Raw genomic sequence first — 14,253 nt, forward strand, 5'->3', positions numbered from 1 at the left:
GCTTTAAGCCTGTCTCGCTGGCGGCTTGCGCCGCACGTAAAGGGTTTTGTCGACCCGCGCCACCAGGGTGCCGGAGCCGTCATGAATCTCGACCTTGAGGTGAGGCAGGTATTTCTCGCCGCCAGCGGTCTGTCGACGCACCTCATCCAGCAAGGCCTCGTCGATGAAAAATTCGGCATACACCGGGCCTTTGCCCGGCGAAATGAAGTCGATGCTCGCGGCCTTGTCCCAGACGATGTAATTGCGGCCCAGGTTCTCCATCAACATCAGCATGTAGAACGGGTCGACCATCGAATACAGGCTACCGCCGAACTGCGTGCCGACGTAATTACGGTTGTACCAGCCCAGGCCCATGCGCACTTTGACGTGGCGAAAATCCGCGCTCATGTGCTGCACGCTGACGCCAGCGCCCAGGTATGGCGGATACAGGGTCATGACCCAACGCAGCAAGCGTGCCTTGCCCAGCCGCGCCACCAGCCACTTACGCATCGGGACGCGTGCCCAGGCCCATGGCCTGACGGGCGAACCAGCGCTTGGCCGGCGGCAACAGATCCAGGCCCAGCAGGCCCATGTTGCGGCCCAGCGCCACCAACGGTTGTGCACTGCCAAACAGGCGCGTGACCTGATCGGAGAAACCCACGGTCAGCTTCTGGTCCATACGCTGGCGCTCGCGGTAGGCCTGCAAGGTCGCCAGGTCGCCCGGCACCGCAGGTCCGGCCAGCAAGGCCTCGGCCAAGGCGCTCGCATCGCGCAGGGACAGGTTGAAGCCCTGCCCGGCAATCGGGTGCAGGCTGTGGGCGGCGTTACCGAGGATCGCCAGGTGGGAACGCACCTGTTCTTCGGCTTCCACCAGGGTCAGCGGATACAGATGGCGTGCGCCAACCTGCTTCAAGGTGCCCAGGCGATAGCCGAACACGCCCTGCAACTCACTCAGGAAACTGCGCTCGTCGAGTGCCGCCAGGCGCTGGGCGTCCATGCCGATGCGGGTCCAGACCAGCGCGCAGCGGTTGTCCGGCAGCGGCAGCAAGGCCATCGGGCCATCGTCGGTGAAGCGCTCGAAGGCTTCGCCGTTGTGGGCTTCGCTGGGCGTGATGTTGGCGATGAGCGCGCTCTGGTTATACGGACGGGTCTTCACGCCGATGCCCAATTGCTCGCGCAACCCGGAACGGCCGCCATCGGCGAGCACGGCGAGGTCGCATTCCAACACGGTTTCATCGTTGAGGATCAGGCGATAGCCGTCGGGCAGCGGCTCCATGCGCGTCACTTCCGCCGGGCAGCGCCAGCTGACCACGTCTTTGTCCAGGCCTTGCCACAGGCATTGGCCGAGCCAGGCGTTTTCCACCACATAGCCGAGGGCCGGCACGCCCTCTTCCATGGCGGACAAGCGTGCAGTAGAGAACCGCCCACGGTCAGACACGTGGATCTGCTTGATCGGCTCGGCGCGGCGGGAGATGTCCTGCCAGATGCCCAACCGCTGATAAATCTGCCGCGCGCCAAACGACAGCGCCGACGACCGCGCATCGTAGCTTGGCTGGTAGCTGTCGCCCGGTGCGAAAGGTTCGATCAGCACGATCTTCCAGCCCCGCGCCTTGGCCCCGGCCTGCAACGCCAGCGCCAGGCTGGCGCCCACCAGACCACCGCCGATAATGGCCAAGTTGACCCGGCTCATCGGGCGGCCGCCATCAACGCTTCGATCTCGGCGACGGTCTTGGGCACGCCGCCGGTCAGGATTTCACAGCCTTGCTTGGTCACTACCACGTCGTCCTCGATGCGCACGCCAATGCCACGCCATTTCTTCGCCACGGTCTGGTTGTCCGGCGAAATATAGATCCCCGGCTCCACGGTCAACGCCATGCCGACTTCCAGCACCCGCCATTCACCGCCCACCTTGTACTCGCCCACATCATGCACATCCATGCCCAGCCAGTGGCCGGCACGGTGCATATAGAAAGGCTTGTAGGCTTCGCTGGCGATCAGTTCACCAACCTCACCTTGCAGCAATCCCAGCTTCACCAGCCCGGCGGTGATGACCTGCACGGTGGCCTCATGGGCCTGGTTCCAGTGTTTGTTCGGCGCGATCTCGGCAAAGGCGGCTTCCTGGGAGGCCAGCACAATCTCGTAGATCGCTTTTTGCTCAGGTGAAAACCTGCCGTTGACCGGCCAGGTGCGGGTGATGTCGCTGGCGTAGCAATCGATCTCGCAACCGGCGTCGATCAATACCAGGTCGCCGTCCTTGAGCAGCGCGTCATTCTGCTGGTAATGCAGGATGCAGCTGTTGCGCCCGGCGGCGACGATGGAGCCGTAGGCGGGCATTTTCGCGCCGCCTTTGCGGAACTCGTAATCCAGCTCGGCTTCAAGGCTGAACTCATGCAAACCGGCGCGGCTGGCCTGCATCGCCTTGACGTGGGCGGCGCAGGAAATCCGCGCAGCCTCGCGCATCACCTTCACTTCTGCCGCCGATTTATACAGGCGCATGTCGTGGAGCAGATGATCCAGGGCAACAAATTCGTTCGGCGGCTGGGCGCCCAGGTGCGCTTTAGAGCGGATCACGTTGATCCACTCCATCACGTGCCGGTCAAACTCAGCATTGCTGCCCATCGCTGAATAGACCCGGTCGCGGCCTTCGATCAGGCCGGGCAGGATGTCGTCGATATCGGTGATGGGAAACGCATCGTCAGCGCCAAATTCGCGAATTGCGCCTTCGGTGCCGGCGCGCAGGCCGTCCCACAGTTCGCGCTCGGCGTTGCGTTCGCGGCAGAACAGCACGTATTCGCCATGCTGGCGACCGGGCATCAGCACGATCACCGCTTCCGGTTCGGGGAAGCCGCTCAGGTACTGAAAGTCGCTGTCCTGGCGGTAGACGTGCTCGACATCACGGTTGCGGATGGCCACGGCGGCGGCCGGCAGGATCGCAATGCTGTTGGGTTCCATCTGCGCCATGAGCGCCTTGCGGCGGCGGGTGTATTCCGCTTTGGGGATATGGATCATGGGCAGATGGACTTCCTTTCTTAGTGCGGCGAAGGCCTTAGTGCAACGACGGTTTAAGAGCGGCGGGTTCAGCGGACTTTCGGGTCTCGGTGAACAGCAGCAACGGCGCGACGCGCAGGTATTCCATGACTTCCATGTAGTCGCCTTCGCCGTCTTCGGATTCTTCCAGCGCGTCTTGCACTTGGGAGATCGCGGCGAGGTCCTGCAGCACTTCCTTGGCGTCGATGCTCAGGTCCAGGCCGCCGGCGTTGACGCCGAAACCGTGGAGGAAGCCCTGGCACCATTGGCCCAGTGCGGCGGCGCGTTCGGTGAGCGGCGCGTCGTCGGTCGGCAGCAGCAGGACCACGGTGACGTCATCACCGGTCAGCTCGCCCTTGACCATCTCTTGCAGGCCGATCAGCGCGTTGCGCACGTTGTCGGTCGGTTCGGTTTCCAACAGCTCGGCCACGTCAGCCAGCCAGTTGTCGGCATCAAAGCCAACGCCAGTGCAACTGCGGCCCAACAACACGCCGTGCAGTTCGGCAGGCGAGCAAGGGTGGCCGCTGGTGCTCAACAGTGTGGAAAAAGCGTCGTACGGGGAGTTCTTAATGGGCATGGTGAGCTAGGCGCCAGACGGCGCAATGTCTAGAATGGAGCGCTGTATCCTAGCACCGGCAGACGTACCAAGACTATCAAGGGCGTCAGATCGTTTATCCTGCAGTTGCCATTCATCAGACAAAATCCAGTGGAACCCAATGGAAGACACCGACCTGCAAGCGCTGATGGCCAGACTCGAATTGCTAATTACTCGGGTCGAGCAACTTAAGAGTCAAAACGGACTCCTATTAGCTCAGGAAAAGACCTGGCGCGAGGAACGCGCTCACCTCATTGAAAAAAACGAAATCGCCCGGCGTAAGGTCGAATCGATGATTTCGCGCCTGAAGGCCCTGGAGCAAGACTCATGAGTTCAAGCAATAGCGTCACCGTGCAGATCCTCGACAAAGAATATTCGATCATCTGCCCCCAGGAAGAGCGCAATAACCTGGTGAGCGCCGCCCGCTACCTGGATGGCAAGATGCGTGAAATCCGCAGCAGCGGCAAAGTGATCGGCGCCGATCGTATCGCCGTGATGGCCGCGCTGAACATTACCCACGATCTGCTGCATAAGCAGGAACGCCCTGACGTACAGGCCAGCGGCTCGACCCGCGAGCAGGTGCGTGACCTGCTTGAACGTGTCGACCTGGTGCTTTCCAGCGACACAGAGCAACCCAAGGGCTGATCCCCGCGACTGTTTAAGGTATACTCGCCCCACTCCCTGGCGTGCTTGCCAGTCGGCGATGTCCCGGAGCCGATTCGCACTACCCTGGAAGTTGCACGTTGGGCTGGTGTGCATGTCCGCTAGACGGAAAGCCTTAAAGCCTACTGCTTCTTCCACCTTGAACTTTCGGGTTCAAGGGCTTAGTCGACAGCGGTTCTGTCGGGGAGCCTGAATTCCCAAACTCAATGCCAGTCCCCGGACTGGCATTGTTTTATGAGCCGAAAACCCATGACCGAACCTGCGCCGCTTTCCCGTCCGCAACTTCGACGCATGTTGCGCAAAGCCCGCCGCGCCCTGACGCCGAGCGAGCAGCGCCAAGCCGCCCACGGCCTGTATCGGCAACTGGCACAGCACCCGCTGTTTCGCCGAGCCAAACATATTTCCTTATATCTACCAACGGACGGTGAAATCGATCCGCGCCTGCTGCTGCGTGCCGCTCAGCGCCGGGGCAAGGCCACTTACCTGCCGGTGCTCAGCGCCTGGCCGCGCACCAAGATGGTGTTCCAGCGCGTTAAGCCTGGGGAAAAGCTGCGGCCCAACCGCTTTCGGATCCTGGAGCCACGAGTCAACGCCAAGCGCCAGCGCAAGGTGTGGGCGCTGGACCTGGTGTTGCTGCCGTTGGTGGGGTTCGATGACGCCGGCGGTCGCCTGGGCATGGGCGGCGGTTTCTACGACCGCAGCCTGGCGTATCTGGCGCGCCGCCAAAACTGGCGCAAGCCGACGCTGCTGGGCCTGGCCCATGAATGTCAGAAGGTTGATCGATTGGCACAAGCCAGTTGGGATGTGCCATTGGCTGGCACCGTCACGGATAAGCAGTGGTATGTCGCAAAAACGCCGCTTGAAGCAGCGGCGTCTTGAAGAAGGGTTAACGCTTGAACGGTTGCGGCTGCTGTTGAGCCAGTTCAACGGGAGCATCGGTCTTGTTCGACCACAAGCTTTGGGCATACCCGGTGGTCACGACGCCCAGACCAAACAAAATCACCAAAATCCATAGTAAATCCGGTTTACGTTGCATCGATTGCCCCCCTTCAGGCACCTCGTACACGATGACAACAACGTTCCAAAGTAGTCCGTTGCAGCGGCGTCAAGCTTAAAGGCCGGCATTTTGCGGTAACGTGAACCAACACGCAAACCTTGGCGCCAACCGACTGTCGGTTTGTCATCAAATTGCCTGACAACTTGCCCACTGCCTTTTTCAGGAGCCCAAAAATGGCCTACTGGCTGATGAAATCCGAGCCCGACGAACTGTCCATCAAAGGCCTGGAAAAGCTCGGCGAAGCGCGCTGGGACGGCGTGCGCAATTACCAGGCGCGCAATTTCCTGCGCGCCATGGCCGTCGGCGATGAGTTTTTCTTCTACCACTCCAGTTGCCCCGAGCCAGGCATCGCCGGTATCGGCAAGATTGTCGAGGCGGCCTATCCGGACCCGACCGCGCTGGAGCCGGACAGCCACTATTTCGACGCCAAGGCCACCTCGGAGAAAAACCCGTGGACGGCGATCAACGTCGCGCACGTCCGGACTTTTCCAAAGGTGCTGGGCCTGGGCTACCTGAAACAGCAGACCGCCCTCGCCGAGTTGCCGCTGGTGCAAAAGGGCAGCCGGTTGTCGGTGATGCCAGTCACCGCTGAACAATGGGCCGCGGTACTGGCACTGCACTGAAACTTCGAAACAAGCGCAGACACACCTGTCCGAACGGCTAGTCGTCGCGGGGCCTTGGGTTTGGCAAAATCGTCGATTCCTTTTATCAAGGAGGAAGGCCCCGTGACTCGCGCCCCCTACCTGCCTGCTATCGACGGCCTGCGTGCCATCGCCGTGCTCAGCGTGATCATCTACCACATGGATTACATCGACCTGCTGCCGGGTGGTTTCACCGGCGTGGACATGTTTTTCGTGATTTCCGGGTATGTGATCAGCCAGTCGCTGTGGGACCGTCGCGAACTGGGCCTGGGCGCCTACCTGAAAGACTTCTACCGACGCCGCTTGCTGCGCATCCTGCCCGCGCTGCTGGTAATGCTCAGTGTGAGCGTGGTGCTGTCGGCGATGTTCATGCCACAGTTCTGGCTCAGCGAAGTGATCAACAGCACGGGGCTGGCGGCTTTTTTTGGCTTGAGCAACTTCGTGCTGGCGTGGAGCACCGACACCTACTTTTCACCCGGCGCCGAACTCAACCCCTACCTGCACACCTGGTCATTGGGGGTAGAAGAGCAGTTCTACGTGATCTTCCCCGCGCTGTTCTTTATATGGCTGCGCTGCCGGCAAGGCGTAGCAATCATTTGGGGGCTGCTGCCGCTGATGGCCGTTGCGTCGCTGATTATCGGCGCCTACCAGGTGAATACCGAGCCGCTGTCAGCGTTTTACCTGCTGCCAGGGCGCTTCTGGGAGCTTGCCGCCGGAGCAATCCTGTTCCAACTGATAGGCACGGCGCCTCGCATGAATCAATGGGCGCCGGCCATGCTCACGGTTGGCATGGGGCTGCTCATCAGTGGTTTTGTGTTCGCCAACCCGAATCAATTCCCCTTTCCCTGGGCGATAGTGACTGTGGCCGGTTCATTGCTCATGATCGCCGGCATCGTGTTACAGGCCGATCAACCAGCCGGCGCGCTGCAACGCCTGTTGCAAAGCGGGTTAGCGACTTACATCGGTCGACTGTCTTATTCGCTTTACCTGTGGCATTGGCCGCTCCTCGTGTTCCTGCGCTGGACCGTCGGGCTTGAGCTGTCAGCGGTTCAACTGCTTTACCCCGTGCTGGTACTCGCACTCGCGGCCGCCTCTTACCACTGTATCGAAGCACCGATCCGCAGCGGCCGCTGCGCGCTGCAACGCAAGGCCTGGCTCACGTTTACCGGCGGGGCGGCCGTCACCGGGCTGCTGTGGCTCGGCGCGCAATGGGTGTCGTTGAACCCGTCGACCCTGTCACTCAGCCAGACTCGCGATACCTACACCTGGTATGCCTACAAACATTACCCCCAGGAAGACTTTGAAACCGTCGACGACCCGCGCCTGAAGGGACGTACGTTGTTTGTTATCGGAGATTCCCATACGGCGGCGTACCGCACCCTGTTGAAGCTGGTCTCGCTCAAGCTCGGCGTCACGGTGGTGGAATATGAAATGGGCGGTTGCGGTGTCGTCAGCCTTATCGGCCCCGACCCTGCGCACTGTTCAGCTTCGCGCGAAGCCCAACTCCAGCAGATCGAAGCACGCGCCAAGCCGGGAGACGTGGTGTTCCTGGCCTCGCTGCGCATGCCGGAACTCACCGGACGTGAGTGGCGCGAGGGTGAAACAAAACTGGTCGATGACGCATTGAGCGAACTGAGCGCCGAGAACATCGACGCCGCACGAGCGTCCGCCGACAAGGTGCTGAGCCGATTGCAGGCGGCACGGCTCACTGTGCTGATTGACGCCCCCAAGCCGCTGTTCAAAGCCGCGCCCAACCGTTGCTCGGACTGGTTCAACCGCATGAACCCGGTGTGCGCGCCAGGCCTGACCCTGCAGCGCGAGCAACTGGAACGCCTGCGTGCACCGCAAATGAAGCTTCTCAAGCAACTGACGGCGGCCTATCCGGGCCTGAGGGTGTGGGACCCACTGCCGCCGCTATGCCCAGGCTCCACCTGCTCAGCCTATGACGACGATGCCAAGCCGCTGTTTTTCGACTCCAACCACCTCAGCGGGCACGGCAACCGTGTCCTGGAACCCGCATTCACTGAAGCCCTGCTGAAGCTGTGGGAAGTGCCGCCTACTGAATGATCAGGTTGTTGAACAACAGGTCTTCGACCACCGGTTTGCCGGTCTCGTCGTTCATCACTTGCTGGGTTTGTTTCAGGGCTTCCTGGCGCAGTTTCTCCTTGCCCTCAACGGTGCTCATGGTCTCGTTGGTCTGCTGGGTAAACAGCGCCACCAACTGGTTACGAATCAACGCGTCGTTGGCTTTGACCGCTGCGGCGGCTTCGGTGCCGGTCACGCGCAGGGCGATATCAGCCTTGAACACCTTGAGCTTCGCCGTACCGTCCAGGCCGTAGTTACCCACGAACGGCGGGCTCAGGCTGATATAGCTGACCTTCGGCGCCTCGCCTTCTTTGGCTTCTTCGGCCTGGGCTGCCATGGGCAAGGTCAGGGCCAGCATCAACAGGATCCACGCTTTCACAGTTCATTCCTCAAATTCGGTGCCGAGTAGCATAACGCTAGTAAGGCTGAGCACAAGCTTATGGCGACTTATCAGGGCCGGGCATGCTCGTTGACCCACGGGCCTACCCTCCTACACTTATCGGCCACGACACCAAAAGGAATAGCCCGATGAAAGCTGTGCTGTGCAAAGCCTTCGGCCCCGCCGAAACCCTGGTGCTGGAAGAAATCGCCAGCCCGGCGATCAAGAAGAACGAAATCCTGTTGGAGGTGCATGCGGCGGGGGTGAATTTCCCGGACACCTTGATCATCGAGGGCAAGTACCAGTTCAAGCCGCCCTTTCCGTTTTCGCCGGGTGGCGAGGCGGCCGGCGTGGTCAGCGAAGTGGGTGAGAAAGTCAGCCATTTGAAAGTCGGCGACCGGGTCATGGCCCTCACCGGCTGGGGCAGCTTTGCCGAGCAGGTCGCGGTGCCGGGCTATAACGTGCTGCCGATCCCGCCAAGCATGGACTTCAACACCGCCGCCGCCTTCAGCATGACCTACGGCACCTCGATGCATGCGCTTAAACAACGCGCCAACCTGCAACCTGGCGAAACCTTGCTGGTGCTCGGCGCGTCCGGCGGTGTAGGCCTGGCCGCCGTGGAAATCGGCAAGGCCATGGGCGCCCGCGTAATCGCCGCCGCCAGCAGTGCCGACAAACTTGCCGTGGCCAAGGCCGCCGGCGCCGATGAGCTGATCAACTACAGCGAAACCAGCCTGAAAGATGAGATCAAGCGCCTCACCGATGGCAACGGCGCCGATGTGATCTACGACCCGGTGGGCGGCGACCTGTTTGACCAAGCCATCCGCGCGATCGCCTGGAACGGCCGCTTGCTGGTGGTGGGTTTTGCCAGCGGACGCATTCCAGAGCTGCCGGTGAACCTGGCGCTGCTCAAGGGCGCGGCGGTAGTCGGGGTGTTCTGGGGCTCTTTTGCCCAGCGCCAGCCGCAGGATAATGCGGCGAACTTCCAGCAATTGTTCACCTGGTATGGCGAGGGCAAGCTCAAGCCACTGGTGTCGCAGGCGTATCCGCTCGAACAGGCCGCCCAGGCGATCAATGACCTCGGCCAGCGCCGGGCGGTAGGCAAGGTCGTCGTCCAGACCCGCTGACCGACCTGCAATGCAATCAAATGTGGGAGGGGGCTTGCCCCCGATTGCAGTGGATCAGTTGACACATCTGTTGACTGAATCACCGCCATCGGGGGCAAGCCCCCTCCCACATTTGAATCTCCACCCGCCTCAGAAACTCGTTACGACTATCACTTATCTATTCGCGACATGTTCGTAAGAGAACATGCACTTGCGCTCATTTCCCGTGTTTGCCGCCAAGATGCAATGCTATTTTCGGTAACGAAACTGTAACATTCGCATCCGCAGTCAAAACAAGAAATTTGGAGCTCTTGAATGTTTGCTTTCTTTCGTCCTGCCGCGCACCAGGCCCCCCTGCCTGAAGAAAAAATAGACAGTACCTACCGACGACTGCGCTGGCAGATCTTCGCCGGTATTTTCTTTGGTTACGCCGGTTATTACCTGCTGCGTAAAAACTTCTCCCTGGCCATGCCTTATCTGATCGACGAGGGTTACACCCGCGGTCAACTGGGCCTGGCAATGTCGGCCATTGCGATTGCCTACGGCCTGTCCAAGTTCCTCATGGGCCTGGTGTCCGACCGTTCCAACCCTCGCTACTTCCTGCCTTTCGGTCTACTGGTGTCGGCAGGCGTGATGTTCATTTTCGGTTTCGCGCCCTGGGCAACGTCCAGCGTGACCATGATGTTCATTCTGCTGTTCATCAACGGCTGGGCCCAGGGCATGGGCTGGCCGCCAAGTGGGCGGACCATGGTGCACTGGTGGTCGCAGAAAGAACGCGGCGGCGTGGTTTCGGTGTGGAACGTGGCGCACAACGTCGGCGGCGGCCTGATCGGTCCGTTGTTCCTGCTGGGCATGGCCTTGTTCAACGACTGGCACGCTGCCTTCTACGTGCCGGCCACTGTGGCCTTGGCGGTAGCGGCCTTTGCCTTCATCACCATGCGCGATACCCCGCAATCGGTCGGCCTGCCGCCCATCGAGAAGTACAAGAACGACTACCCGGAAGGCTACGACGCCAGCCATGAAGAAGAATTCAGCGCCAAGGAAATCTTCGTCAAATACGTGCTGCGCAACAAAATGCTGTGGTACATCGCCTTCGCCAACGTGTTCGTTTACCTGCTGCGCTACGGCGTGCTGGACTGGGCGCCAACCTACCTGAAGGAAGCCAAGCACTTCGACGTGGATAAAACGTCCTGGGCGTACTTCTTCTACGAGTGGGCAGGCATTCCAGGCACGCTGTTGTGCGGCTGGATGTCGGACAAGATCTTCCGTGGCAACCGTGGCCTGACGGGCGTGGTGTTCATGGCACTGGTGACCGTGGCAACCCTGGTTTACTGGCTCAATCCGCCGGGCAACCCGATGATCGACATGATTGCGCTGTTCTCCATCGGCTTCCTGATCTATGGCCCGGTGATGCTGATCGGCCTGCAGGCGCTGGAACTGGCCCCGAAGAAAGCCGCCGGTACGGCTGCGGGCTTCACCGGTCTGTTCGGTTACCTGGGTGGTTCGGTGGCCGCGAGTGCGGCGATGGGCTACACCGTGGACCACTTCGGCTGGGACGGTGGTTTCGTACTGCTGATCGGCGCGTGCCTGCTGGCGATCGCATTCCTGATCCCAACGTTGTGGCACACCAACAGCGTCAGCTCGTCGCGTTAATCGCCTGAGCAACCCTTTGCACACCGCTTGAGCCGCGCCTCCAGATTCTTATCTGGCATGGCGTGGCTACGCAGGGCGTTCACGGTCTGCTCGACATAATCGCGCGTAGTGCCGTAACGCCCGCAAGCGCTCTGCAACACGTGATTAAGGATGACGTCGGGTAAATTGCCTGCGTAACTGGGCAAATGCCGTTCCAACACAAACCCCAATGCCTGCACCTGACTGCCATCTTCCAGACGGCAGCTGAGCCAGTGTGGCCGGTACGACGGGTATGGCATCTCGCGCTGCCACAAGGCGTAAAGCGAGGCCTCCAGCTGATCCTCCGGCAAGCGGTAGGCGAACCCGCTGCACGAGCCACCGCGATCCAGCCCGAACACCAACCCCGGCGTTTCCGGCGTACCCCGATGCTCGTGGGACCACAGATACAGGCCCCGGTGATAACCGTGGACCCGTGCCCGCAGCCGCTCGGCGGACGAGCATTCAGGACGCCAGATCAGCGAACCGTACGCAAATAACCAGACCGGCCCACCCTTGTGCCGGCCCATGGTGGCCTGCATCGAGCTCATCAACTGTTCGTGAGTGAGTTGCGGCCCCAGATCGAGCCGCGGAGGGTAAGCCAATTGCTGAAGATCGGTTTCAATGGCGGTCATGGCGAAAAGCGGTACGCCTCCTGTGTGTTACCAGTTGTAAGCAACTTTACCGTAATAAAACGCGCCGCTGTAACCGTACGGCGAAAAAGTGCTATAGGCCAAATTGCCACCGCTGCTAGCGAAGGCGTTGACCTTCTCCGGGTATTTATCGGTGACGTTGTCGCCGCCCAGGGTGAAGGTCCAGTTCTTCAACTTGTAGTCGGCCGACAAATCCAGCACCCAGGCTGCCTTGAAGGTCTGGTCGTTGACCTTGTCCGCCTGGTAGCTGGTGAATTCACCATAGCGCACCAGATTGCTGTGCAGTGCCCAATTACCGAACGTGAAATCGTTACCCAGACTCAGCTTGTGCTGGGGCGTGGTATCGCCGAGCAAACCGATGCGCTCGCGGCGGTCCACACGCACCAGGTTCGCACCAAGGCTGTCGAGGATGGCCGGGTTGGGTTTCACATCGGTCACTTTGGTGTGGTTGTAGTTGTAGCCTACGGTGCTGTTCCAACGCACGCCGCTGTCGAACAGGTAGCGATAGTTGGCCACCAGGTCAACGCCATCGGTGCTGGTGTCGGTGGCGTTGGTGAAGTAGCGGGCGGTGGTGTAGTCGATGTTGCCCACGCCGTTGGCCTGCAGATAGGCCCGCGTCGCCGCGTTTATGCCAAGGTTGGAGGACAGGCTGATACGGTCACGGATGTCGATGCGGTACACATCCACCGTCACCGTCAGGTCATCGGCCGGCTCAAGCACCAGGCCCAGGCTGTAGTTGCGCGACTTCTCGGCCTTGAGGTCCTCGGCGCCGAGCAAGCGCGCCACCTGGCTGTTGGCCGGGAAGGTGCCGGCTTCCTGGATGGTACTGCCGATCAATTGCGACGAGGTGTAGGCAAAGTTCTGCTGCGCCAGGGAGGGCGCGCGGAAACCGTTGGAAACACTGCCGCGCAAGGCCACTTGCGGGGTGAAGTCATAGCGGGCTGACAGCGAGCCGCTGACATTGGAGCCGAAATCACTGTAATCCTCATGACGCACGGCGGCCGAGGCGCTGAGTTTTTCGGTGAAATTGGTTTCCAGGTCCAGGTACTGGGCCCAATTGTGACGCGAGCTGGTGCCGGCATCGGCATCCCGGAAACCGCCCAGCCCGGAGCTGCCGCTCTGGAAGTAGGATGCCGGCTCGCCGGCTTCGATTTCATAGCCCTGATGCAGGTATTCGCCACCAAACGCCACGGACACCGGGTACGGCAGCCAACCCACATCAAACTCACGGGACAGGTCCAGGCTGACTTGTTTCTGGTCGTTGCTCAGGGTGCCGTTGTCGAACTTGCGCGGCGTGGCCAGACCCAGGGAGGTGTTGATGGTTTCGGTGCTGAGTGCGTACTGGTTCTTGCCGTAGTTGGCCGACAAGTCGTAATGCCAGTCGTAGGCCAGCAAGCCGCGCAAGCCCACCACCAGCGAGGTGTCTTCGAGGTTGCCCTTGATCAACGGCAGGTAACCGTTGGGGTTGAGCGCAGGGATATTGTTGGCCGCATTGCTCGCCCGGTAGAACGCCGCTGTCTCGCCGCGCCGCTTGCTGTAGCCGCCGAAGGTGTAGAACTCGGCCGAGTCGTTGAAGGAATATTCGGAGTTGAACTGGAACTTGCCTTCATTGGTAGCCGGCTCGCCCTGACGGAAAACACGCTGGCCGTAGGTGGTAGAACCGACACTGCCCGCACGGTAGTCATCGCCGGCGCGGTTGGTGTAATCGTTGTCGGCGCCTTCGGCAGAGAGGTTGATAAAGCCGTTGTCGCCCAATGCCAGGCCGGTGTTGCCGCTGACGTTACGCTGGATACCGTCGCCCTTCTTGTATTCGCCGAACTTGGTGGAGATCGAGCCGCCGTGGTCGGCGTGCTTGAGGATCACGTTGATCACCCCGGCAATCGCATCCGAGCCGTAGCGCGCCGAGGCACCGTCGCGCAGCACTTCGATATGGTCCACCGCCGACAGCGGGATCGCATTCAGGTCCGCCGGCGCCGAGCCACGCCCCACCGCACCGCCCAGATTGACGAAGGCACTGGTGTGGCGGCGCTTGCCGTTGACCAGCACCAGCACCTGATCGGGTGACAGGCCACGCAATTGCGCAGGTCGCACCAGCTCGGCGCCATCCACCAGGCTTGGGCGCGGGAAATTGATGGATGGAATCAGGCGCGCCAGCACCGCGCCCAGCTCATCGGAGCCGGTGCTGCGCAGGCTTTCGCCGGAGATCACATCAATGGGTGACAGCGACGCACTGGCCGTGCGCTCCTGAGCACGGGTGCCGGTGACGATTACCGTGTCGAGTCTGGGTGCATCGGTGGCGGACGTTTCGGCCGCAAAGACTGGATTGAAACCCACAGCGGTCAGCAAATTGGCCGACAAAATCGCCATGTACAGCGCGTGTTTGTTGTAACTCCCCATACC

At 61.0% G+C, this 14,253-nt stretch carries 15 protein-coding genes and 1 other RNA gene; 8 read left to right on the forward strand and 8 right to left on the reverse strand.

The features are described 5' to 3' along the window. Positions 1–3: 3 nt before the first annotated feature. The 4 genes from EJD88_RS24260 to EJD88_RS24275 are packed head-to-tail and all read right to left on the reverse strand — an operon-like array spanning position 4 to position 3,583. Positions 4–489 (reverse strand): DUF4442 domain-containing protein, encoded by a 486-nt coding sequence (locus EJD88_RS24260; protein WP_099585930.1) that lies wholly within the window; start codon positions 487–489, stop codon positions 4–6. Continuing rightward, the gene (gene ubiH, locus EJD88_RS24265; protein WP_099585931.1) at positions 482–1,669 is read right to left on the reverse strand and encodes a 2-octaprenyl-6-methoxyphenyl hydroxylase; all 1,188 of its coding nucleotides are present in this window, start codon (positions 1,667–1,669) and stop codon (positions 482–484) included. Before ubiH ends, EJD88_RS24260 begins: the two co-directional genes overlap by 8 nt. Continuing rightward, positions 1,666–2,988, reverse strand: a complete 1,323-nt coding sequence (pepP, locus tag EJD88_RS24270; protein ID WP_099585932.1) for a Xaa-Pro aminopeptidase — start codon at positions 2,986–2,988, stop codon at positions 1,666–1,668. Before pepP ends, ubiH begins: the two co-directional genes overlap by 4 nt. A 37-nt stretch (positions 2,989–3,025) precedes the next feature. Continuing rightward, positions 3,026–3,583, reverse strand: coding sequence for a YecA family protein (locus tag EJD88_RS24275; RefSeq protein WP_158879196.1), 558 nt, complete (start codon positions 3,581–3,583; stop codon positions 3,026–3,028). Between the two features lie 139 nt (positions 3,584–3,722). On the opposite strand from EJD88_RS24275, the gene EJD88_RS24280 reads away from it, so the two are divergent. The 4 genes from EJD88_RS24280 to EJD88_RS24295 all read left to right on the forward strand — a co-directional run bounded on the left by EJD88_RS24280 (position 3,723) and on the right by EJD88_RS24295 (position 5,143). Next, the gene (locus tag EJD88_RS24280; RefSeq protein WP_007982902.1) at positions 3,723–3,932 is read left to right on the forward strand and encodes a TIGR02449 family protein; all 210 of its coding nucleotides are present in this window, start codon (positions 3,723–3,725) and stop codon (positions 3,930–3,932) included. Then, the gene (locus tag EJD88_RS24285) at positions 3,929–4,246 is read left to right on the forward strand and encodes a cell division protein ZapA (RefSeq protein WP_027608375.1); all 318 of its coding nucleotides are present in this window, start codon (positions 3,929–3,931) and stop codon (positions 4,244–4,246) included. Before EJD88_RS24280 ends, EJD88_RS24285 begins: the two co-directional genes overlap by 4 nt. 30 nt (positions 4,247–4,276) lie before the next feature. Beyond that, a non-coding RNA gene (gene ssrS / locus EJD88_RS24290) (6S RNA) lies at positions 4,277–4,455 on the forward strand. Between the two features lie 58 nt (positions 4,456–4,513). Next, a complete protein-coding gene (locus EJD88_RS24295) occupies positions 4,514–5,143 on the forward strand; it encodes a 5-formyltetrahydrofolate cyclo-ligase (RefSeq protein ID WP_112192716.1) in 630 nt (209 codons plus the stop codon). Positions 5,144–5,150: 7 nt separating this feature from the next. Here the strand turns inward: EJD88_RS24295 and EJD88_RS27055 are convergent, their stop codons facing one another. After that, entirely contained in the window at positions 5,151–5,300 is a 150-nt protein-coding gene (locus tag EJD88_RS27055; protein WP_010207387.1) for a hypothetical protein, read from the reverse strand. A 194-nt stretch (positions 5,301–5,494) separates the two neighbouring features. On the opposite strand from EJD88_RS27055, the gene EJD88_RS24300 reads away from it, so the two are divergent. Continuing rightward, the gene (locus EJD88_RS24300; protein WP_112192717.1) at positions 5,495–5,944 is read left to right on the forward strand and encodes an EVE domain-containing protein; all 450 of its coding nucleotides are present in this window, start codon (positions 5,495–5,497) and stop codon (positions 5,942–5,944) included. 102 nt (positions 5,945–6,046) lie between these two features. Beyond that, on the forward strand, positions 6,047–8,029 hold the full coding sequence (locus tag EJD88_RS24305) for an acyltransferase family protein (RefSeq protein ID WP_158879197.1): 1,983 nt from the start codon (positions 6,047–6,049) through the stop codon (positions 8,027–8,029). Here the strand turns inward: EJD88_RS24305 and EJD88_RS24310 are convergent. Continuing rightward, positions 8,019–8,426: a flagellar basal body-associated protein FliL gene (locus tag EJD88_RS24310; RefSeq protein WP_099585937.1), complete on the reverse strand. Its 408-nt coding sequence runs from the start codon at positions 8,424–8,426 to the stop codon at positions 8,019–8,021. The two genes, EJD88_RS24305 and EJD88_RS24310, sit on opposite strands and share 11 nt — an antisense overlap. A gap of 149 nt (positions 8,427–8,575) precedes the next feature. Between EJD88_RS24310 and EJD88_RS24315 the strand changes: the two genes are divergently transcribed. Continuing rightward, positions 8,576–9,553, forward strand: a complete 978-nt coding sequence (locus EJD88_RS24315) for an NADPH:quinone oxidoreductase family protein (protein WP_158879198.1) — start codon at positions 8,576–8,578, stop codon at positions 9,551–9,553. 294 nt (positions 9,554–9,847) lie between these two features. Beyond that, positions 9,848–11,185, forward strand: a complete 1,338-nt coding sequence (gene glpT, locus EJD88_RS24320) for a glycerol-3-phosphate transporter (protein WP_158879199.1) — start codon at positions 9,848–9,850, stop codon at positions 11,183–11,185. On the opposite strand, the gene EJD88_RS24325 is transcribed toward glpT, so the two are convergent. Together EJD88_RS24325 and EJD88_RS24330 are read right to left on the reverse strand one after the other, a co-directional pair. Then, the gene (locus EJD88_RS24325) at positions 11,182–11,835 is read right to left on the reverse strand and encodes a gamma-glutamylcyclotransferase (protein WP_099585940.1); all 654 of its coding nucleotides are present in this window, start codon (positions 11,833–11,835) and stop codon (positions 11,182–11,184) included. The genes glpT and EJD88_RS24325 overlap by 4 nt on opposite strands. 27 nt (positions 11,836–11,862) lie before the next feature. Then, positions 11,863–14,250 (reverse strand): TonB-dependent siderophore receptor, encoded by a 2,388-nt coding sequence (locus EJD88_RS24330; protein ID WP_158879200.1) that lies wholly within the window; start codon positions 14,248–14,250, stop codon positions 11,863–11,865. Positions 14,251–14,253: the final 3 nt, after the last annotated feature.

The organism is Pseudomonas sp. PB105 (assembly GCF_009764655.1).
Lineage (GTDB): Bacteria > Pseudomonadota > Gammaproteobacteria > Pseudomonadales > Pseudomonadaceae > Aquipseudomonas > Aquipseudomonas cyclaminis.